At 61.0% G+C, this 19796-nt stretch carries 19 protein-coding genes; 4 read left to right on the top strand and 15 right to left on the bottom strand.

Annotated features, from left to right (window positions below; translation table 11 throughout):
- Positions 1-652: LysR substrate-binding domain-containing protein (locus VIL80_RS03210; protein WP_332034717.1), on the top strand; the 652-nt coding region annotated here is incomplete at its 5' end.
- Positions 653-765: 113 nt separating this feature from the next.
- Here the strand turns inward: VIL80_RS03210 and VIL80_RS03205 are convergent.
- The 3 genes from VIL80_RS03205 to VIL80_RS03195 all read right to left on the bottom strand — a co-directional run bounded on the left by VIL80_RS03205 (position 766) and on the right by VIL80_RS03195 (position 3711).
- The gene (locus tag VIL80_RS03205; protein WP_332034716.1) at positions 766-1452 is read right to left on the bottom strand and encodes a hypothetical protein; all 687 of its coding nucleotides are present in this window, start codon (positions 1450-1452) and stop codon (positions 766-768) included.
- A 161-nt stretch (positions 1453-1613) separates the two neighbouring features.
- Positions 1614-2108 carry a hypothetical protein gene (locus VIL80_RS03200; RefSeq protein ID WP_332034715.1) on the bottom strand — a complete coding sequence of 165 codons (495 nt, stop codon included), beginning with the start codon at positions 2106-2108 and terminating at the stop codon, positions 1614-1616.
- 127 nt (positions 2109-2235) lie between these two features.
- Positions 2236-3711: a RimK family ATP-grasp domain-containing protein gene (locus VIL80_RS03195; RefSeq protein WP_332034714.1), complete on the bottom strand. Its 1476-nt coding sequence runs from the start codon at positions 3709-3711 to the stop codon at positions 2236-2238.
- A gap of 221 nt (positions 3712-3932) precedes the next feature.
- On the opposite strand from VIL80_RS03195, the gene VIL80_RS03190 reads away from it, so the two are divergent.
- Positions 3933-5066, top strand: coding sequence for a peptidase C39 family protein (locus VIL80_RS03190; protein WP_332034713.1), 1134 nt, complete (start codon positions 3933-3935; stop codon positions 5064-5066).
- A 190-nt stretch (positions 5067-5256) separates the two neighbouring features.
- Here the strand turns inward: VIL80_RS03190 and VIL80_RS03185 are convergent, their stop codons facing one another.
- The 8 genes from VIL80_RS03185 to VIL80_RS03150 all read right to left on the bottom strand — a co-directional run bounded on the left by VIL80_RS03185 (position 5257) and on the right by VIL80_RS03150 (position 13041).
- Positions 5257-6966, bottom strand: a complete 1710-nt coding sequence (locus VIL80_RS03185; protein WP_332034712.1) for a M28 family metallopeptidase — start codon at positions 6964-6966, stop codon at positions 5257-5259.
- A 107-nt stretch (positions 6967-7073) separates the two neighbouring features.
- Positions 7074-7820: a hypothetical protein gene (locus VIL80_RS03180; protein ID WP_332034711.1), complete on the bottom strand. Its 747-nt coding sequence runs from the start codon at positions 7818-7820 to the stop codon at positions 7074-7076.
- Positions 7821-7901: 81 nt separating this feature from the next.
- Positions 7902-8312 carry an ACT domain-containing protein gene (locus VIL80_RS03175; RefSeq protein WP_332034710.1) on the bottom strand — a complete coding sequence of 137 codons (411 nt, stop codon included), beginning with the start codon at positions 8310-8312 and terminating at the stop codon, positions 7902-7904.
- A 25-nt stretch (positions 8313-8337) separates the two neighbouring features.
- Complete coding sequence (locus VIL80_RS03170) at positions 8338-9324, bottom strand: hypothetical protein (RefSeq protein ID WP_332034709.1); 987 nt, start codon at positions 9322-9324, stop codon at positions 8338-8340.
- 180 nt (positions 9325-9504) lie between these two features.
- Positions 9505-10050, bottom strand: a complete 546-nt coding sequence (locus VIL80_RS03165) for a hypothetical protein (RefSeq protein ID WP_332034708.1) — start codon at positions 10048-10050, stop codon at positions 9505-9507.
- A gap of 126 nt (positions 10051-10176) precedes the next feature.
- Complete coding sequence (locus tag VIL80_RS03160; RefSeq protein WP_332034707.1) at positions 10177-11391, bottom strand: hypothetical protein; 1215 nt, start codon at positions 11389-11391, stop codon at positions 10177-10179.
- A 143-nt stretch (positions 11392-11534) separates the two neighbouring features.
- Positions 11535-12212 (bottom strand): thiol:disulfide interchange protein DsbA/DsbL, encoded by a 678-nt coding sequence (locus VIL80_RS03155; protein WP_332034706.1) that lies wholly within the window; start codon positions 12210-12212, stop codon positions 11535-11537.
- Between the two features lie 178 nt (positions 12213-12390).
- A complete protein-coding gene (locus VIL80_RS03150; RefSeq protein ID WP_332034705.1) occupies positions 12391-13041 on the bottom strand; it encodes a c-type cytochrome in 651 nt (216 codons plus the stop codon).
- 136 nt (positions 13042-13177) lie between these two features.
- Here VIL80_RS03150 and yihA point away from each other — a divergent pair, with 136 nt between their 5' ends.
- Positions 13178-13852, top strand: coding sequence for a ribosome biogenesis GTP-binding protein YihA/YsxC (gene yihA, locus VIL80_RS03145; protein ID WP_332034704.1), 675 nt, complete (start codon positions 13178-13180; stop codon positions 13850-13852).
- 103 nt (positions 13853-13955) lie between these two features.
- On the opposite strand, the gene VIL80_RS03140 is transcribed toward yihA, so the two are convergent.
- The 3 genes from VIL80_RS03140 to polA all read right to left on the bottom strand — a co-directional run bounded on the left by VIL80_RS03140 (position 13956) and on the right by polA (position 18145).
- Positions 13956-14135: a hypothetical protein gene (locus tag VIL80_RS03140; protein ID WP_332034703.1), complete on the bottom strand. Its 180-nt coding sequence runs from the start codon at positions 14133-14135 to the stop codon at positions 13956-13958.
- Between the two features lie 16 nt (positions 14136-14151).
- The gene (locus VIL80_RS03135) at positions 14152-14634 is read right to left on the bottom strand and encodes a hypothetical protein (RefSeq protein ID WP_332034702.1); all 483 of its coding nucleotides are present in this window, start codon (positions 14632-14634) and stop codon (positions 14152-14154) included.
- 766 nt (positions 14635-15400) lie between these two features.
- The gene (polA, locus tag VIL80_RS03130) at positions 15401-18145 is read right to left on the bottom strand and encodes a DNA polymerase I (protein WP_332034701.1); all 2745 of its coding nucleotides are present in this window, start codon (positions 18143-18145) and stop codon (positions 15401-15403) included.
- 191 nt (positions 18146-18336) lie between these two features.
- On the opposite strand from polA, the gene VIL80_RS03125 reads away from it, so the two are divergent.
- Entirely contained in the window at positions 18337-18762 is a 426-nt protein-coding gene (locus tag VIL80_RS03125) for a hypothetical protein (protein WP_332034700.1), read from the top strand.
- Positions 18763-18775: 13 nt separating this feature from the next.
- Here the strand turns inward: VIL80_RS03125 and VIL80_RS03120 are convergent, their stop codons facing one another.
- Positions 18776-19720, bottom strand: coding sequence for a metal ABC transporter solute-binding protein, Zn/Mn family (locus VIL80_RS03120; RefSeq protein ID WP_332034699.1), 945 nt, complete (start codon positions 19718-19720; stop codon positions 18776-18778).
- Positions 19721-19796: the final 76 nt, after the last annotated feature.

The raw sequence follows: 19796 nt of genomic DNA, 5'->3' as shown, positions 1-19796 counted from the left end.
GCGGGAACTGGAGGCCACCCTGCTGGCGCACGGCGACCTGGGCCGGTTGAAGATCGGCGCCACCCTCACCATCGGCAACTATCTGGCGGCGGGAATCATGGCCCGTTATATGGAAGAGCAACCGGGAGCGCGGGTGGAGCTGGAAGTGGCCAACACCTCGGCCATAGCCCAGGGAGTACTGAACTTTGAGCTGGATCTGGGGCTAATCGAGGGTGAGCTCAACCATCCCGATCTGGAGATGATTCCCTGGCGGGACGATGAACTGGTGGTGTTCTGTGCGCCGGATCACCCGCTGGCCAGACGCGCCCGCCTGGGCGACGAAGACCTTAAGGCTGCCACCTGGATCTTGCGGGAAACCGGTTCGGGCACCCGCCAGACCTTCGAGCGCGCCATGGCGGGGCTGCTGCCGGAACTGAACATCCGCCTTGAGCTCCAGCACACCGAGGCGATCAAACGCGCGGTGGAAGCTGGCCTCGGTATCAGCTGCCTGTCGCGAGTTTCACTGACCGATGCCTTCAAACGCGGCGCGCTGGTGGAGCTGCCGGCGCCACAGCGGGATTTCCACCGCGAGTTCTACTTTGCCCTGCACCGACAGAAGTACCGCAGTGCCGGGATCGAGCGCTGGCTGCAACTCTGTCGAGCGCTCACATAAAAGTCCGGACGTGTCGCGAGACGGATAATCCGCGGTACACGGAGTTTTTACCAGCCAATAAAAAAGCGAGCCGAGGCTCGCTTTTTTACGATTCACTGCTGTACCGACGCGAATTATTCCTCGGTTTTTTCCGCGAGGATGGTAGCCGGTGCCGTTCTGGATTCCGGGTGTGTCCAGGCGGGCAGCATATTCTTGGCGATTGTCTGGCTGGCGATATAGGGATACTTTGCCTTCAGCGCTTCCATATCGTCCGCATAGTTATCGCTGATTACCACTTCGAAAGTGCCATTGGAAAAACCGGCAACGGCCTGATCGATAAGAGGGATCACCAGGCCAGCACGGGGCTCTTCATCTTCGCGCGGCTTGATTACGGCGGTGATGTTACCGATATAAACCACTTCATTGGCCGGAACATCAATTTCGTATTCAAAAGGCAAGTCGGCCATTGCATTCAACAGCAGCGGGATCTGGCGCATGAAGCGCGCGACCTTCAACTTGGCCTTACCTGGCTCCACCTCCATGCTGATGAAATATTCTTTACCGCCGGCATCCAGGTCTGCAATCAGGGTCGGCTTGGTAAAGGAGTAATCTTTTTCATTCTGATTGATAAATACGGCGAGCAAATCGGGCTGATGGTTGGGCTTGTTGTCGTTACGAATGGACAACTTGCCAACCAGAATACTTTTCTGTGAGGTATCAATTGCCGTGGTTTTTTCGTTGAGCGGCATTTTGCTGACGTTCGCACACCCAGCAAAAACAGTTACCAGCAACAACAAAGAAATACGGGAAAAAATTTTCATTATTTAGTCCTTTATTTGATTATTTTTTTATCCGCAACACGTTTTCAAACGTGCGATCTCGCAGTCGTTTGCGATATCCCAAAAGGAAAAGAGCTGAGGGGTCCCACACATCGCGCACTGACTAAGTGCGGAACCCTTCTATCGACCATTAGAGCTGACAATTAGTTGATGGCGATCAACTGGGCTTTCGCCTCGTCACTGAGCTGATGAATGGAAGCAATGGTCATGGTTTCCAGCCCGGTAGAGGCGGTAACCGGGTTGAGAGTAACATTAGCGTTTTCCGGCAATTTCCACATGGCACCGGTGGCAGGGTCGACAATCAGCATACCGATGATGCCACCCAACAGAATATTGCCAATGTACCAGCCGTCCATGCCTGCGCGCAGCTGGAAGCTTTGCTCTTGAAAGCCGGCCATCTGGAATTTAACAACGTAGCTTGCGGAAGAGAAATAACCGTCCGATGCAGACAGGGTAACGGTACTCGGCGTTACACCGCTGTGCACGTCGTATCCCGCCTCGTTGACCACCACGAAGTTGGCACCGGAGGGATTGCTATTGATGACAACGGGATAATTGCTGTCACTCAGAATGCTGGCGCAACCGGAAATTAAACCCAGCCCCGCAAACGCGGCCCCTAAAGTCAGTTTTTTTAACATATCTAAACCTTGGTTTTATTTTTTTACTTCCCCTGACAGACTTAATATCCGCCAGGGCGGCCAAGGTTAGCATAAAGTTTTGTGACGCACTTCGACTTTTATGAGCCACGCAATATTTTTCTGCGGGTTATTCCAAACGCTTCGAAACGCCCTCCCGACGCGCCTCAAGCCGGCGAATAAACTCCTGCATTATCAGGCGATACAGCTCCTTGCCGAGGTACTTGTCTTCGACACTGCTGTCGATGGACGGGTTGTCGTTCACCTCGATCACGTAGCCCTTGCCCCCGGATTCTTTCACGTCCACACCGTAAAGGCCGCGACCGATCGGCTTGGTGGCCTTGATCGCCGCCTGCAGTACCGCCTTTGGCACTTCGAAGGTGGGCAGTGTATCGAAGCCGCCACTGATGCTCTTTTTGTTGGTGTGGCTGTAGATCTGCCAGTGGTTCTTGACCATGTAGTAACGGCAAGCGTACAGCGGCTTGTTGTCGAGTATGCCAATGCGCCAGTCGAACTCGGTGTACAGGAACTCCTGTGCCAACAGCAGACTGGACTCCGCAAACAGCTCGTCGAGCTTGCTGAGTTCCGCTTCGGAGTTCACCTTCACCATCCCCTTGGAGAAGGCACCGTCGGGGATTTTCACCACCATCGGCAGGCCCAGCTCCGCCGCTGCCCGACGCACTCCCTCTTCGTCACCGCGGCGCAGGATACGGGTACGCGGCGCCGGCACCTTGTTGTTCTCGAACAGGTCGGCGAGGTAGATCTTGTTGGTACAGCGCATGATGCTGGTGGGATCGTCCAGCACCACCAACCCTTCCGCCTCGGCCTTCTTGGCGAAGCGATAGGTGTGGTGGTCGATGGCGGTGGTCTCGCGGATAAACAGCGCGTCGAATTCCGACAGGCGCATGTAATCCCCGGGGCCGATCAGCTCCACGGAAAGCCCGAGCTCGCGCCCGGCACTGACGAATTTCTTGATCGCGGGGCCATCTGATGGCGGCAGTTTTTCTTCCGGGTTCACCAGGATCGCCAGGTCGTAGCGGGTGTTGCCCGGCTTCTTGAGCTGGCGCCAGACCTTGTTGCTGAAGTTGTCCAGCGCCTCGGCAAATTCGGTTTCTTCGGTCTCATTCAGCTCCTTGTGGGAACAGACTTTCAACTCGACGATCTCCCACTGGCGATCCGCGCGCAGGTGGATCTCCAGCACCGGGCAGGCAAAGCGGTCGAACAACGCCCGCGCCAGCGGCTGCAGGGACGGCTCGCTGCAGCGGCCGAAGTAGGACTTCACCACCCATTCGGCACCGGGCGCCGGCGGCTTCAGTTTTGCCAGCGACGGCATCGCCTGCGCCAGCTGCAGCTTGTACAGCTGCGGTTGGCTCAGGTCATTCAGGGTGCGCACACTCGGCAGCACGTTGTGACTGCGCGCCTCCGCCAGCAGCGAACAGTAGTAGCCTTCGCTGCGGTAGTCGTAGCTGCCACACAGGTTGATCACCCGCACCCGCTGCTGGCGCGCCGGCAGCGCGAGGTAATCGGTAAACGTAATCACCCGCTCACTGGGGTAGTAGGGAGCCCAGTCTTCGGGCTTATCGATCACAATCAGGACTTGGGACATGAAACCGGAAAGTACCTCAACAGAATGGAGGTGAAGAGAAACGGGGCCAGGATAAGGTCCGGGCAATTTGTCGAAAGATAGAAGAGTTTGGTCCCAGCGCCTACTGATTTTTTCGCGCCAGGCGGATTTTTTTTGAGCAGGCGGGGCTATCTTTTTCTGAGCCATTTGCTAACTTTCCTGCGCCGCGCTGTTGCGGTGTCCGCCCGGTAGTCTGCCTGCCCATGTCCGCTCCAATACCCGCTCATTCCGACACCCAGCCGTTCCGTATACGCCCCGCAGAAGAGCGGGATATCAACGCCTTGTCAGAGCTGGAACAGGCCAGTTTCAGTGGCGATCGCCTCAGCCTGCGCCGTTTTCGCCACTGGGTAAAGGCAGGCAACCGTGTGTTTCTGGTGGCCGAGCAGGACCAAACCCTGCTGGGTTATGTACTGGTACTGTTGCGCCGCGGCACCCGCCTCGCGCGACTCTACTCCCTCGCCGTCGGCCCCGCCGGGCGGGGCAAAGGGATCGGCAAGGCGCTGCTCACCGCGGCTGAAGATGCCAGTAGCCGCAGCGGGCGCCTGTACATGCGCCTGGAAGTGGCGGAGCAAAACAGCGCCGCTATCGCCCTGTACAAACAGCTGGGTTACCGAACCTTCGGTAGCTACGACAACTATTACGAAGATTCCGGCAACGCCCTGCGTATGCAGAAGCGCATCCGCTACCGCCCGGAAAACCTGCACACGGTCGCGGTGCCCTGGTACGGCCAGCGCACCGAATTCACCTGCGGTCCCGCCGCGGCGATGATGGCCATGGCCGGACTCGACCCGAGTTACGCCCCCAATGCCAGCGACGAACTCGCGCTGTGGCGCGAAGCCACCACCATCTTCATGACCTCCGGCCACGGCGGCTGCCACCCCATAGGCCTGGCGCTGGCAATGCAGAAACGCGGGTTCAACTGTGAGGTCTACCTGAACCAGAGCAGTACCCTGTTTATCGACAGCGTGCGCAATCCGAAGAAAAAAGCGGTGATCGAACAGGTGGATGCGGACTTCCGCCGTGAAGCCGCAGACAGCGGCCTGCACCTCGTCGACCAGGACTTCACCCAGGGGCAGTGCCAGCACTGGCTGGAACAGGGTGCGCTGGTATTACTGCTGATCAGCACCTATCGGCTGGACGGAAAAAAAGTGCCGCACTGGGTGACGCTGACGGGAATGGATACCGAGTGCTTTTACGTACACGACCCGGATGTGGACGACGAGGACAATCCGCTGGACAGCCAGTATCTGCCGATCGCGCGGGAAGAGATTTCGCTAATGTCGAGCTTTGGCAAAGAAAAATTGCGCACGGCTGTAGTAGTTAAGAAGAAACACTAACGAAGGAAAAAATTACACGCGACGGCAAAGTGGAGGGAATGAGGTTTCAGGAGCGTCGCAAACAGGGACGTTTGCGACGCAGCCTACTGGATATGTTGAAGGGGGGCGCCGAGCCCGGCCCTGAATATCCATCACTCGTGCTTTGCCGCCACTGCGGGCAATACAAAGCACCTAAAGTTGCTGGCAGTCGTCACTTAGTACCGGAATAAAGATCCCCAAAGAAATCCCCGGCATTCCAACTCGGCTTCTGCTCCGCATCCGCCACTTCCTTCGCAATGGCAAAATTCACATCCGCAAACTGCTTGGCGGCGACGTAGCTAATCTGAGTATCCGCTTCATCGCTCGGGCGGTGGTAGCGAGTCTTGAGGAAGCCCTCCTGCGCCTCGGTACCGCTGATTTTCGGATCGACCGCCTCGCGACCGGTGATCAGGTAGATCGACGGCACCCCCTGGCGCACGAAGCTGTAGTGGTCGCTGCGCACGAAAATCACCTGCTCCGGCATCGGGTCCGGGCTCAGTTTCAGGCCGGTACTCGCCGCGGCATTGGCCGCGGTTTTACCCAGGCTCGAATGCTCCGCACCAAACGCAATCACGTCCTGAAACGGATACAGCAGCATCGGCATATCCAGGTTGATATTCGCCACCATCGCCGCCGGCGCTACCGGCGGGTGCTGGGCGAAGTAGTCGGAGCCCAGCAGCCCCTCCTCTTCCGCCGTTACTGCCACGAACAGCAGGGAGCGGCGCGGGGCCCGGCCCGCTTCGGCGAACAGCCGCGCGACTTCCAGCATGACCGCGATGCCCGCGGCATTATCCTGCGCGCCGTTGTTAATTTTGTCGTGAGCGCTCTCGCCCTCTTTGCCCTGCGCTTCCTCACTCACCCCGATGTGATCCAGGTGTGCGGAGAACACCACGAACTCGTGTTTCAGTTTCGGGTCGCTGCCGGGCAACAGGCCCACCACGTTGGGACTCTGGATCTGCTTGTGGGTCGACTGGCTTGCCAGGCTCGCGCGGGCGGGCAGTGCGAAGCCTTTCGGGGTCTCGCCCTTTTCCATCTCGGTAAAAATTGCCTCGAGTTCCCTGGGTGCTCCGGCGAATAGTTTTTTCGCTGCAGGCATATCCAGCACCATACTCGGATGCATGCTGGCGACCGCGCTGCCGGGCATGCCGTCGGCATTTAGCCAGTCGAACGTGGGCTCGGCCAGATACTGGGCGGAGCGCGCGAAGGGGCGACGGGCTTCCCGCGCCGGCGTGTTCAGAGTGATGCTGCCGGCAGCGCCGTGGGCAGCGGCGATCTTGCGCTTGGTGCGCGCGGACGAGTAGTGGGCACCCACTTCGTTCGGCAGCTGCGGCGGGCGGCCATCCAGCATCACCGCGATCTTGCCGTTGAGGTCGAGTCCGGCGTAGTCGTCGAGACCGAACTCCGGTGCCTCAATGCCGTAACCCACAAACACCAACTCACCGGTTACCGCGGTGTTCTCCGCCGTCGTGGGCGGCCCGGCCATAAAGTCCTCCCCCAGTTTCAGGCTGATGTCGCCATCGCGACCGTGCAGTACCAACGTCGCGCGGTCACCGGCCCAGCTCGCCTCGCGGAACGGCACCGCCTGGAAATAATCGTCACCGGTGACGGACTCGAGCCCGAGGGCCTTGAAGCGCGCCGCAACATAGTCCGCCGCCTTCTGGTAGCCAGCACTGCCAGTCTGGCGCCCGGCGAGGGCATCGGCCGACAGGAACTCCACGTCCTTGCGCACTCGGACGCTATCGGCGCCGGGCAGGGATTGGTTCGTTGGCGGCAGTGAAGTCGCGGAAGCCGGTTGCAGAGACTGGGACTTAAGGTCGCCGTTGCAGCCGGCGAGCAGCGCGCTGGCCATCACCAGGCCTGCGGTGAGTGCGGTTATTTTCATGCTGGACTCTGAGAGTAAATAACGGGTCGACTGGATAACTGGCGCAGCTTAACACGTGCTGAGGGGTTCACGGTCGCGGGGCGCGGCCGGTGGAAGCGGCGGCGCGATCAGTGCCGCACGGGAGCGCCGGCGAAGCTGCTGGCGACGGCGCGCTCGGCCAGCTCGTGGGCGCGATCGGCGCAGAAGTCACCGTGAGCACCGAGCAGATGGTAGAACGGCAGGTCCAGCAGTCGCTGGAAATCCACCGCCAGCCAACGCTGGTTGTTCTCGTGCTCGGGGGTAGCGCGTCGGCACCAGGCCGGTACCACCTGCATTCCCTGGTGAACCCCGCTCAGCCGCAACATCCACTTGCCGGCCCAGCTGCATCCGGTCCAACCGCTCCAGTACTGCAGCGAGTCGCAGGTGAGCAGCAGGCCACCGGCCTGGGGTATCAGCAGTGCCGCTTCCGGCACCTGGCTGTGGCTGAATTCGAACACCCGCCCTCCGCTCACCGGGCCGCAGCCGCTGTCGCTTAGCAACTGGTCGGCGGGGGGCAATGGGTAGTGATCGGAGTGGGCCTGGCGCCAGAAAAAGGCGTTGAAACGGTCACGGTAGTAGAGGTCGTCGCAGCCGTGGTAGAAGCCGAGGCGCACCACCTGGCGCACCTGCCCCAGATCGCACAACCGCTCTTCGGTGACCGGGCAGAGTCGCACCGGATTCACCAACAGCAGGTCATCCCCGCTGCGCACAATCCCCATATTGCGATTGACCACGATGCCCGGCGCAATCCGCGCCGTTCCACGCACCACGAAAAAATCCGGCAGTAACTGGCGGATGCGACCGTGGGGCAGCGGTGCGGGATAGTCGATGTGCATGGCCGGCAGGGAGCTCCTTCGCGGCACTCCCTGCCGTCACTGCGATTGGTGTCGCTTCAGTTTAGTCTCGGCCGCGCGCGCTCAGCTGTACTGCAGGCGGTTACTGATCCCGTTTAGGATCTGCATGGCGTGGCTACTATCGCCCTCGCTGACGAGGAGGTGCTCGTGATGGTGGGCGGACACCACATTGGCCTGAATCCCCGCGTCGGCCAGCTCGCGCACCACACTGGCGATGAGTCCCGGGACCTGCAGGCAGGAGGAAAAATGCAGGGTGATCTGGCGGAAGTCGCCGAGTGTGGCCAGGTGTTCCCGCGCGGCGATCTGCCGCGGCAGCAGAGCGCACAAGCCTTCGCGCTCGCGGAATATACACAGGCAGTCACCGAGGAACTCCCGCAGCTGTTCCTCGTTCAACTGGCACATCACCAGGTGTTCCCGATTGAGGATCGGACTCAGGCGCTGCAGTAGCTGATCAATCTTTACCTGTGCGTTCATCGGCGGCCTCCGGGTTGGGCTGGGGTCAGTTGGAGTGGCGTTTTTTGGGCTTGCGGTGTTGCTTGTCGGCCGGTTTGGCCGCGCGGTCTTTCACCCGCGCCTTGGCGCTGGGTTTGCGCTGTTGCGGCAACTGGCCTGTGGGCTTTTCTTTGCCGGCATCATCTGCGGGACCGAAGTCCTCACCGGTGAACTCTTCGCCTTCAAATTCCGGTTCGTCTTCCGCGGGGGTGGTATCCACCAGCTCTTGCTCCCGCACCGCTTCCATCTCCCAGCGGTCGAGGGCGACATCGATATCTTTCTCGATGTCCATCCGCGGGAAGTCGGGACAGGGGGCGTCTTTTTCCGGGTTGTGCCAACCCGACAGCGGTGCGACGAATACGACCAGGGATTTCTGCAGGTAGTTGGTGCCTATGCTGGCTTCGGTCCAGGTGGTCTGCCACGCGTATTTGCCCTTTACCGCGTAGTCACTCTCATAGGATTTCAGGGTGAGGAAATAAGGGTAGATGCGACCGCCGCGGCACACGATGCGCCTTTCGGTCTTGATATTGGCCATCTGCGTGAACGGGTCGAAGTACCAGCGGATGTCATAGCCGTAGGCAAACTTCATCTTGCCGCCCTGATCGGAGAAGGCGTAGGAGCGGCCGGTGCCGTCCCGGTTCAGGCTCCACACGTGCTGGGCTTCACCATCGCGCGAGATGAGCCAGTTGCCCACCCACTGGTCCGCCTCCAGACGGGATTTTGCCTGCCAGCCCCGGTACTCGGCCTCCGCGTCATCGTCTTTGTGTGGGTTAGTTTGCCCGGTGACAGGCTTTGGCTCCGGCGCGGTACCTTTGTCGGCGGCCTCGGTAACTTTTTGCGTGGGGGATGCGCTGCCCTTGTCTCTGGTTACAGGATTCTTGCTCCCGGGAGCGCGGCCCTGGCTCGATGGACCCTGAGTGGCAGCGCCGGCGCTCAGGGCGAGTGCGGCGAGCATTGCCAGCAGCATGGTGGGAATAAAGCGTTGCTGTTTCACAGCAGTTCTCCACTTGCGCTTTATTCGTCCCTGAAACTCGATTGGTCGATGAAGCTCGGTCCACTGCTTCACGCCGCCGGGGGGTAGCATCTGCCCGCGCAGGCGGCGAGGTCCTCGCCGCACAGCGCTCTTGGCCGATGCCCGCACGTTTGCCACACCCCGGGTGGCCGGCACGCTAGATCAGTTACCTGTGGACGCGGTTTGCTGGGTGTCCTTGCCATCGACCTGGTAAAGATTGGGGCACGCGGCGCCGTGGTTGGGGGTCTCCCACTTGGGCAGACGGCGCTGGAACGCCAGTATGCCGCCGTTATGCTGGCGCCAATGACGACCATCGATCACGTTGAAGTCTAGGGTGACCGGGCTCCAGCCGGTAAATTGCGCGTACACCATGCCGCTGTTGCAGTGCAGCGTGCCGCCGGTGCGGATGCGGACGGTGTCGCCCTCAATACGCCAGGAAATGGCAAAGCCGTGGGTGAGCTGGCCGTCGGCGCGGAAGCCGTGGGCAAAACCGGTGCCGTCGGCCTTCAGCTGCCACACCAGCTGTTCATCGCCCTGCCCGACCACGAGCCAGTTGCCGGCCCACTGGCGGGTGGCTGCCTGGTCTTCGGTCTGCTCCTGGGCGGAGGCGATGACGGGGAGCAGGAAGAATACTGCGAGCACGAGAATGTAGGCTTGCAGCAGGGATAGGAGAACGGGACGGAAGGACAACTGACGCAAAAACTTCATGCGGCACTCTTCTCTGTTGGGTTCTACGACTGGCGGTTATTTGCACAACCTAATTAAAAGCCTAGTCGCAAATCTCAACAGTGGCAGCGGAAACGACAAATTTCTTTGTTTCCGCGCCAAGCCACACTAAGACGTTCCGGCGCGCCGGCGACGGAGCCGGTACCACAGCGCTGCGCCGAGCCCTAGCGCCGCGATAAACAGCAGAGCGCCCCAGCCGTAGATGCCGCCACCGGTGGTGGGTTGCAGCTGTTCGCGGCCCCGCACCACATTGCCCTGCAGGCGCTGGAATTTTTCGATCACCTCGTTGGTGGGTGCCTGATCGAGGATGGCCACCCGCAGATCCTGCCACTGCTGGTCCAGTTGCGTGGCCAGCGCGGGGTTGCGCTGCGCCAGTTGCGGGCGGGATTCCAGATACCCCTCGCGCAGCCCCAGCATCAGCTGGTGGTAGGCGCTGGCGATGTCGCCGCCGCGGTAGGCGGTCTGCGCCAGGTACAGAAGTCCGGCGGCACGCGCCAGGGGGTGCTGCAGGTGGCGGGTTTCCGCGGGGTGGGCGCGCCACCAAACGAGCGCATTGCGCGCTTCTTGCGGCAGTTCCGCCGGGCGCAGTACCGCCATCCCGGGCAGGCCCACCAGTGCCGGGTACTTTTCCGCCAGCTGCGGCGCGGGGGCGATTTCCGGGGCACTGAAACCCGCAACCAACACCGCGAGAGCCCAGCGCTGACGGCTGCTGAGGTCGCTGTCGACGGCTGTATCGTGAGCGTCGTTGCGGGTGGGTTCCAGCACATTGTAAAAATCGTAGAGGCTCAGGTTTGCCATGCGCACCGGATCGTCCAGGCGTCGCTCTGGCTGCGTGGCATCACCGCGCTCGCCGTGGCACTGGCTGCAGCGGTCCTGATACAGCGCCTGGGCCTCTTCCCCCGATGGCAGCGATTCCGCGGGCGAGCGCGGCAACTGGTAGAGCGCGGCGAAGCGGTCGGCGGCGGTGTTGGCGCGCCGGCGCACCAGGTCCGGGGCGGCGCGATCGGTGATGAGTCGGGCGAGTTCCTTGAGGCTGTCCTGCAGCTGGGCGCGACCGGGTCGGTCCGGCAGTTGTTGCAGCAGTGCGCTGGCGACCTCGACATTGCTCTGCTGCTGACGGTACAGCTTGCGGTCGCGCACCACACCGTCGGTCACCGACTCCGGGTAGTCGACCGCGACGAAAGACAGCAGGCCCACCGCCTTCGCCGCGATGTCCTGTTCACCTTTCTTGTCCGGGAGCTGTTGCTGGGACCATACGGGGGCAACCCAGGTCCACAGGGAGAGTAACAGGGCGATGGTGTAGAGCGGGCGGTATCGGGTCATGCGAAAAGGCGCGGAACCAAAGCTGGCGGAAATTTTGACGGTACCCCGTTTGAGCGTAGCAGCGGCTGCGCCAGGTCAGGGGTGCGAGCGGCGAGCAGATACAAAAAACCCCGCGCGAGGCGGGGTTTCTGCGGCCAGAGCGATCAGCCCTTTTCGGCGCGCTCTTTCTCGACCAGGAAGTCCACCACTTCCAGCATCAGCTGCTGGGCTTCCGCCTTGCCCTTGTAGCCCGGCAGGGAGCTGCTCACGCGGTATTTACCCGCCACTACCATCTCCGGGGTGCCGGAAAGTTTGTAGGCACGCTGCTTGGCCTGGCCCTGCTTGATCTTGCTGTTGATGGCGAAGGAGTTCATCAGCTTCACGGCCTTGGCGCCGTCGGCACCATTCTTGTCGAACAGCTCGGCGATCGCCGCATCGTCCGCTACCCAGTCGCGACCGTCGCGGTTGGCAAACATCTTGCGCTGCTGGGCGATGGCACCGAAGATCGGGTCGTGCATCTTGTCCAGCACACCCATGGCGTCCGCCACGTAGAACAGGCGCGCATGGATCTCCATAACCGGCTGCCAGATGGCCGGGATTTTCACCAGCGCCACGTCGGCGGGCATGTCTTTCTTCCACTTCTTCAGCGGCGCCTCAAAGTGGTAGCAGTGACCACAGCCGTACCAGAAGAGCTCGGTCACCTCGACCTTGCTTTTGTCATCCTGGGCCACGGCCTGGGGCAATACTTCGTAGTACTCACCCGCGGCGAATTTTCCCGCGGTATCCTGGGCGCAGGCCGCGAGGCTCAGCAGCATGGTAAATAGGGCGACAACGGCTCTCATAGGTACTTACTCCAAACTTTTATTCTGTTTACGGCGGGCATTGTCTGCCTGGTTAGCTGACGCCAGCCTGAATATAGACCCCGCGAATTATTGAAGTTCCGCGGATGCGGTGCAACCCGGCGCCCGCAAACGACAAGGCCGGTCATAGACCGGCCTTTACGCGTTGTACGGCTACCGATTACTCGGTCAGGCCGGCGACGTAGTTGGCAACCGCCTTGATTTCAGCGTCGGACAACTGCTTCGCCACGCTGCGCATCACGCGGGTATCACCATCGTTGGCACGGGTGCCTTCGCGGAAAGCCTTCAGCTGCTTTTCCACATACTCGGCATACTGACCGGACAGACGCGGATAGCCGGCAGGGGCATTGCCCTGACCCGTCGGGGAGTGACAACCCATGCACGCAGGTACGTTGGTTGTGCTGTTGCCGGCGCGGAACAGCTTGCGACCCAGCGCCAGACCGTCAACGTTGTCGCCGTTGTTCAGCATCACGGAGAACGCTTCGGAACCGGACAGCTGGATATTCTGGGAGGCAAAGTACGCCGCCACATCCGCCATATCCTGATCGCTCAGGTTGTCCAGCATGCCAGTCATCTCCGGCACCTTGCGGGCGCCACCCTTGATGTCGTGCATCTGCTTGAGCAGGTACTTTTCACCGAGACCGGCGATTTTCGGGAAAGTCGGTGCCGGGCTGTTGCCATCCGCACCATGACAGGCGGCACATACGGCGGCCTTGGCTTGCCCCGCAGCGGCGTCACCGGCAGCGTGCCCGACCTGGGCGAATGCCACCATCCCCAAAGCCAGAGCGGCTTTCTTTATAATGCTGTTCATACGTCGTCCTGTTGCGCGCTGAAGTTTTGCATCCGATCTTCGTTGCTGGCAGCAACCATACGCCCGGCAGCCATCAGCGACGATAAAACCGCGGCATTATATACTTGCGCGCCATCTGAGTGTACCGGGAAGACTCATGTCTGAATCCAATCCAGAACAAATCAACTATCGCCGCGCGCAATTCCTCACCAGCGCGCCCACCCTCGCCGAGTGCCCGGAGGATTCCGGTGCCGAAGTGGCCTTTGCCGGGCGCTCCAATGCCGGCAAGTCCAGCGCGATCAATGCGCTCACCAATAACGGCAAGCTGGCGCGCACCTCGAAAACCCCGGGGCGCACCCAGCTGATCAATTTCTTCTCACTGGGAGAGCACCAGCGGCTGGTGGACCTGCCGGGTTACGGCTACGCCAAGGTCACCCGCTCCATGAAGGACGAGTGGCAGCGCCATCTGGCGTTCTACCTGGAGCAGCGCCGCTGTCTCAAGGGCCTGGTGCTGCTGATGGATATTCGTCAGCCACTGAAGGAATTCGACCTGCAAATGCTGAACTGGGCAGTCACTTCCGGCCTGCCGGCGCATATCCTGCTTACCAAGGCGGACAAGCTCAAAAACGGCCCCGCCAACAATGCCCGTTTTGCGGTAGAGAAAGAGCTCAAAGCGCTCAATCTCTTCACCAATGTCACGGTGCAGACCTTCTCCGCCCCCAAACGCCAGGGGCTGGAAAAGCTTGAGCAGCGCCTGAACCAGTGGCTGGCGCTGCCAGCGATGGGTTCTGAAGAGGAAATCTCCGGAGAAGAGGACAGCGATCCGCAGTAACCGGCCTCTGGTTTCCTATTCGGACCCGTATCCTCAAAACAGTAAAGACGGTTTTGGAAAAATCGGGAAAGGTTATCCACAGCAAGCGCCGGGGTGGGCGGATTTAATGGCCGCCCCCCAACCCCTCCTCTCTCAGACTGTCCAGCAGAATCCGTCGCAGCGCGCGCCGTGCTGTTGGGTTCAACCCCCGCAGCTGTTCCGCGGTAAGGTGGCGGCCCGCTATCAGTGATGCCAGCGTGCGCTGGCTGATCTGGATTTTCAGGTAATCGTCGCGCGCGGACATGGGGGATCCCCCTCAATCAATGCAATCTTGGTGCCGCGCCACTCGCTGCGGCGGACTGGGTCCACTCCTCCGGAGTGTCTCGCGCCCGTTTGCGCCAGGGTTCAGGCACACTGGTCTCGGCAGTGTAAAGAATTCGGATACAGTCCGCGGTTAGCGGGTAGTGAGCCCTGTCAGCCAGCTCCCGCGCCAATCGAGAACTGGATATCACCAGTACATAATTGGCGTGTCCACCCTCGCCTCGCTGACGGTAAGCCTCCATTAGCAGGCGAGCGCTTTCGGTAAAGCGCATCACCGCGACGGAAAATCCCGGTGTGCGCTCGCTGAGCAGGAACTCCGCGAGCTCGAAAGCGCAGCCCAGAAATGGCAGCGCCTGCAGGTACTGCCCCTCCTCACACAGCAAATGTCCGCGCTCCAACCAGTCCCGCCACGCTTGCTCCGCGCGACGGGGATCACTCATCAACCACTGGCGGTGGTTGGCACACAAAAATCTCAGGTTCACGGCAACTCCTTGTCCCGGGCATCACATGATTTCAAGGCGAAAATCATATTAGTGATAACGATTATCATTTGCAAATAAACGATAGCGCCAAGAACTGTGCGCAGGAGGCTTGCGCCGCCAGATTTCTACTAAACTGAAATTGAGTGTCAGATTTCCCGGTGCCAGCGAGGTCTGATAGCTGATCTGGCAATCTGTGGGAGCGGCGTGACCTGTCGAAACGACGGGCAAAAAAAAGCCGGCAGATTGCAGCTGCCGGCTAGGGGTCAGTGCCCTTGGGGATGGGCACTTGGGGAATGCGCCCAGGGGGACGGGCGCATCCTTGGGTTCTCACCCAAATTCCACTGCATCCGATGCATTTCCTTCAGTACAAAGACTAAGCTCGACAGCGAAGGTTCCCCACTTTTTTCGCCGTTTTCGGATGCCGGAACTGTATCCCACATCCTCCCCGCGCGGGGGCAAATTATTTCTGTTCTGAGACATTATTCCTCGCAGGCGGAGAAAAAAACCTGCGCCCGTGCAATTAATAGTCACACGCAGCGGGCGCTGTTCGAAATTCAGGCAAAAAAAAGCCCCGATGGGGGTAGTCTCGGGGCGAGGGGCTTCTGACTAAGCTTTGGGGATGATGTTGCAATCCAACGATCTGCTTCTTAGAGAGCCCCTTTTGCGGGTAGTTCCGCCAATTTTGAAAAAAGACGAAAAAAATTTAAAAATTTTTTCGTGGTGCGTGCGAGCAAAAACCGGTGGCGACACCGCCACCAGTCCGGTTTCAGTGCGCCTCGTCCCAGTTCGCTCCCTGTCCCAGGTCGGCGATCAGAGGCACATCCAGCTGCGCGGCGCCCTGCATCAACTCGGGAATCCGCTTCACCACCAGCTCGCGCTCGTCCGCCGGTACTTCCAGTACCAGCTCATCGTGTACCTGCATGATCAAACGGGTCTTGAGTTGTTCTTCCCGCAACCAGGCATCCACCGCGATCATTGCGCGTTTGATGATGTCCGCGGCGGTGCCCTGCATCGGCGCGTTGATGGCGGTGCGCTCGGCGGCCTGGCGCAGCATGGCGTTGCGCGAGTTGATCTCCGGCAGGTACAGGCGGCGGCCGAACAGGGTCTCGACATAACCTTTGTCCGCCGCCTGCTTGCGGGTGTTTTCCATATACGCGAGCACGCCGGGGTAGCGCGCGAAATAGCGGTCGATATAGGTCTGCGCATCCGCGCGCGGGATATCCAGCTGTTTCGCGAGTCCGAAGGCGCTCATGCCGTAGATCAGGCCGAAGTTGATCGCCTTGGCGCGGCGGCGCTGCTCATCGCTCACCTCATCCACCGGCACTTCAAATACCTCCGCCGCGGTAGCGCGGTGAATGTCTGCCCCCTCGGCAAACGCATCCAGAAGTCCCCTGTCGCCGGACAGGTGCGCCATGATGCGCAGTTCGATCTGCGAGTAGTCCGCGGCCACTATCACACTGCCACCGTTGATGTGGGGATCGGCCACAAACGCCTGGCGGATGCGGCGGCCCTCCTCGGTGCGGATGGGGATGTTCTGCAAGTTGGGGTCCGATGACGACAGGCGCCCGGTGGCCGCCACCGCCTGGTGATAGGAGGTGTGCACGCGGCCGGTAGCCGGATCGATCATCAGCGGCAGCTTGTCGGTGTAGGTATTTTTCAGCTTGGCCATGCCGCGGTACTGCATGATCAGCGCCGGCAGCTTGTGGGACAACGCCAGCTCCTGCAGCACCGGTTCCGCGGTGGAAGGCGCCCCCTTCGGGGTTTTCTTGATCACCGGGATCTGCAGCTTTTCGAACAGGATGGTACCGAGCTGCTTGGTGGAGCCGAGATTGAATTCCTCGCCCGCCTCCTCATACGCCAGCTTTTCCAGCTCGCGCATTTTCTGCTCCAGCTCCACCGACTGCTTTTTCAGCATGGCTGCATCGATATAGGCCCCGTTGCGCTCGATGCGTGTAAGCACCGGCACCAGCGGCATTTCGATTTCCTCGAGCACGTTGAGCAGGCTCGGCTCCTTGGCCAGGCGGCCGCTCAGCTCCTGGTGCAGGCGCAGGGTGATGTCCGCATCTTCCGCCGCATAGGGGCCGGCCTTCTCGAGTTCGATCTGGTTGAAGGTGAGCTGCTTGGCACCCTTGCCGGCGATGTCCTCGAATTTGATCGTGGTTTCACCGAGATACTGCTGGGCCAGGCTATCCATATCGTGGCGGCCGGCGGTGCTGTTCAGCACGTAGGACTCGAGCATGGTGTCCCAGGCGATGCCGCGCAGCTCGATAGCGTAATTGGCCAGGATATGGCTGTCGTACTTCAGGTTCTGACCGACTTTTTTGTATTGCGCGTCTTCCAGGATAGGTTTCAGTTTGGCCAGTGCGCGGTCGAAATCCACCTGCGCCGGCGCGCCCATATAGTCGTGGGCGAGCGGCAGGTAGGCCGCCTCCCCCGCTTCCACCGCGAAGCTCACGCCCACCAGCTTGGCCTGCATGTAATTCAGGCTGGTGGTTTCGGTATCGAAGGCGAACAGTTCGGCCTGCTTAAGCTTTTCCAGCCAGCGGTCCAGTTCCTGCTCGTCGGTGATGACGCTGTAGTTGCGCTCCACCGCCAACACCTCTGCCGCGGACTCTCCGCCATCGCTGCCGCCCAGCTCGTCCACCCAGCCGCGGAATTCCAGTTCGCTAAACAGCTCGCGCAGCCTGTCCGTGTCCGGCTCGCCATTGGTCAACGCTTCCGGACGGTAGTCCATATCCACATCGGTCTTGATGGTGGCGAGCACGTAGGACATATCCGCCGCGTCCTTGTGCTCCTCCATTTTTTTCGCGAGGGTTTTTGAGCCGCGGAAACCCAGCGGCGCGATCGCATCCAGATTCGCGTAGATATCTTTCAGGCTACCCAGGTTCTGCAGCAGCGCCAGTGCGGTTTTTTCGCCGACACCGGGCACACCGGGAATGTTGTCCACCTTGTCGCCCATCAGCGCGAGGAAGTCGATGATGAGCTCGGGGCCCACGCCAAACTTTTCTTTTACCCCGTCCACGTCCAGCACGGTATTGGACATGGTGTTCACCAGGGTCACCCCCGGGCGCACCAGCTGCGCCATGTCCTTGTCGCCGGTGGAGATGATCACCTCCATCCCCTGCTCCGCCCCCTGCAGGGCCAGAGTGCCGATCACATCATCCGCCTCCACACCATCGATCACCAGCCGCGGCAGGCCCATGGCGTCGATGATGTCGTGGATCGGCTGGATCTGCGCGCGCAGGTCGTCGGGCATCGGCGGGCGGTGGGACTTGTAGTGTTCGAACAGCTCATCGCGGAAGGTCTTGCCCTTGGCATCGAACACCACCACCACCGGACTATCCGGATGCTCCTTCAGGTGCTTGCGCAGCATGGAAATCACACCGCGCACGGCGCCGGTAGGCTGGCCCTTGCTGGTGGCGAGCGGCGGCAGCGCGTGGAAGGCGCGGTAGAGATAGGAAGAACCGTCCACCAGGATCAACGGCGCGGCGGTGTTTTTGTCATTACTCATAGGGAATCGCGGAATTCTGTTGCGGGTGGGTTGCTTGAAACCGGTTCAAGCGTTGCAGGACGACAGGATACCCGCGATCGGCATTTTGCGCTCGCTCCGCCGCCACCAGCGCCCCGGTCACCGCACTGGCGCCAACCTCTACCCGCGAGCTTCTAGGCTTGTATCAGGGATATCGCACAGAGGTAATCACCATGAAACCCCGCCTTTACCCCGCGGTGTTGCTGGCTGCGGTTATGGCCGCCAGCGCACAGGCTGCGGATCAATCCATGGAGCACGTGGAAGTGATCGGCTATCCCGCGCCGCAAGTCGCGGAGCGATCCTCGGATAGCGAGGCGCACGCGGCGCAACAGGCGGCACAACACCGCCAGGAGCTGCTGCAATTGCTGAGTGAAGCCCAGCGCAAACAGTTGCAGTCACTGCGGCTTGAAGGGGTGAATTCGGGCGAGGAGACCCTCGCTGAGAAGTCGCCAGCGGAGCAGCAACAACAGCTGGCACCGGCGGGAGTGAAAAGCGAGCCGGTAAAGCTGCCGCAGCCGCTCAGGCTGGAGCAGAAGGCTGGCGAACTGCAGCCGGCGCAGGAAGCCGCGGGTGAACAGGAGCTGCAGGAACCGTCCTGACCCGCACTGGCAGTTAGCGGCTGTGGTCGGGCACCCTGCCCAGGCACAGGCGCGCATCCGCCAGCAGCTGCTCCATCAGCTGACGGTAATCCGCATCTGCTGGCAGGTTTGACCCAAGTGGATCCAGGGCCTGGTAACCCAAGTTGAGGTTCATTGCGGTCTGGCGGTCGCGATCATTGGCGGGTACTTCACCAAACAGGCAGCCGCGCACCGCGTCGCCCTCACCGGTGTCGTCACCATCTGCCGGCACCGCTTCCTGTTTTTCCAGTATCGCGCGAGCGCCGTGCTGGTGGCTGGCGGAGCCGCCAAGGCTCGTAACTTTCACCCCGGCGGGACCGAAAAACTGTCCGTAGGCCTTGTGCGTAGAGACGATGGGCACATCGCGATAGGCCCACAATGCGCGGTCCTGCACCTTCTGCAGGTTGGCCATGGCGCGGGAGAAATCCCGCGCGCGCGCGCGGTACGCATCCGCCTGTGCCGGATTCAGTTGCGCAAGGCGGTTGGCGATGTGCGCAGCCATCACCGCCGCGTTACGGGGCCGCAGCCACAGGTGGGGATCGTCCCGGTCCGCGCCGTCGAATTCATAGCCGCCCGCGTCCAGCAGCCCCAACTGGCGCTCCGCCGGCAGCAGCGACATCTGCCGCGCCAAGACCGACTCCATCGCCGGCCCCATCCAGATCACCAGCTGCGCCTTTTCCATCGCCATGCGATCGGTAACCTTGGGAGCGTAGTGGTGGGGGTCGCCACCCTGCACCAGCTGGCGTACCACGGCATCCTCTCCGGCAATCTCACGGGTGATCAGTGCCAGTGGGCCGACACTTACCACGATTTCGCCACTGCCGACCGGCCGAGTGGCTTCCGGCTCGCCACAGGCCTGCAGGAACACCCCGAGTACAAGGACAGACAGGCGGATGGCAACGGTATTCTTGAGGGATCGCGGCGACAAAAACTTCAACATGACTATCCGGTTCGACGCCGGGCATCGGGCCCGGGTTGGCGAAAAACAGTGCGATATAATCACACCCGGCTTACAC

Source organism: Microbulbifer sp. (assembly GCF_036563125.1).
Taxonomy (GTDB): domain Bacteria; phylum Pseudomonadota; class Gammaproteobacteria; order Pseudomonadales; family Cellvibrionaceae; genus Microbulbifer.
Note: the sequence above shows the minus strand (reverse complement) of the source record. Positions and strands in the feature narration are given on the sequence as shown.

What these genes read in the sequence shown, in the direction of transcription:
- VIL80_RS03205 (WP_332034716.1), bottom strand. Translation starts at nt 1,452, where the DNA reads ATGAAAATTTTTTCCCGTATTTCTTTGTTGTTGCTGGTAACTGTTTTT.
- VIL80_RS03200 (WP_332034715.1), bottom strand. Translation starts at nt 2,108, where the DNA reads ATGTTAAAAAAACTGACTTTAGGGGCCGCGTTTGCGGGGCTGGGTTTA.
- VIL80_RS03195 (WP_332034714.1), bottom strand. Translation starts at nt 3,711, where the DNA reads ATGTCCCAAGTCCTGATTGTGATCGATAAGCCCGAAGACTGGGCTCCC.
- VIL80_RS03190 (WP_332034713.1), top strand. Translation starts at nt 3,933, where the DNA reads ATGTCCGCTCCAATACCCGCTCATTCCGACACCCAGCCGTTCCGTATA.
- VIL80_RS03185 (WP_332034712.1), bottom strand. Translation starts at nt 6,966, where the DNA reads ATGAAAATAACCGCACTCACCGCAGGCCTGGTGATGGCCAGCGCGCTG.
- VIL80_RS03180 (WP_332034711.1), bottom strand. Translation starts at nt 7,820, where the DNA reads ATGCACATCGACTATCCCGCACCGCTGCCCCACGGTCGCATCCGCCAG.
- VIL80_RS03175 (WP_332034710.1), bottom strand. Translation starts at nt 8,312, where the DNA reads ATGAACGCACAGGTAAAGATTGATCAGCTACTGCAGCGCCTGAGTCCG.
- VIL80_RS03165 (WP_332034708.1), bottom strand. Translation starts at nt 10,050, where the DNA reads ATGAAGTTTTTGCGTCAGTTGTCCTTCCGTCCCGTTCTCCTATCCCTG.
- VIL80_RS03160 (WP_332034707.1), bottom strand. Translation starts at nt 11,391, where the DNA reads ATGACCCGATACCGCCCGCTCTACACCATCGCCCTGTTACTCTCCCTG.
- VIL80_RS03155 (WP_332034706.1), bottom strand. Translation starts at nt 12,212, where the DNA reads ATGAGAGCCGTTGTCGCCCTATTTACCATGCTGCTGAGCCTCGCGGCC.
- VIL80_RS03150 (WP_332034705.1), bottom strand. Translation starts at nt 13,041, where the DNA reads ATGAACAGCATTATAAAGAAAGCCGCTCTGGCTTTGGGGATGGTGGCA.
- yihA (WP_332034704.1), top strand. Translation starts at nt 13,178, where the DNA reads ATGTCTGAATCCAATCCAGAACAAATCAACTATCGCCGCGCGCAATTC.
- VIL80_RS03140 (WP_332034703.1), bottom strand. Translation starts at nt 14,135, where the DNA reads ATGTCCGCGCGCGACGATTACCTGAAAATCCAGATCAGCCAGCGCACG.
- polA (WP_332034701.1), bottom strand. Translation starts at nt 18,145, where the DNA reads ATGAGTAATGACAAAAACACCGCCGCGCCGTTGATCCTGGTGGACGGT.
- VIL80_RS03125 (WP_332034700.1), top strand. Translation starts at nt 18,337, where the DNA reads ATGAAACCCCGCCTTTACCCCGCGGTGTTGCTGGCTGCGGTTATGGCC.
- VIL80_RS03120 (WP_332034699.1), bottom strand. Translation starts at nt 19,720, where the DNA reads ATGTTGAAGTTTTTGTCGCCGCGATCCCTCAAGAATACCGTTGCCATC.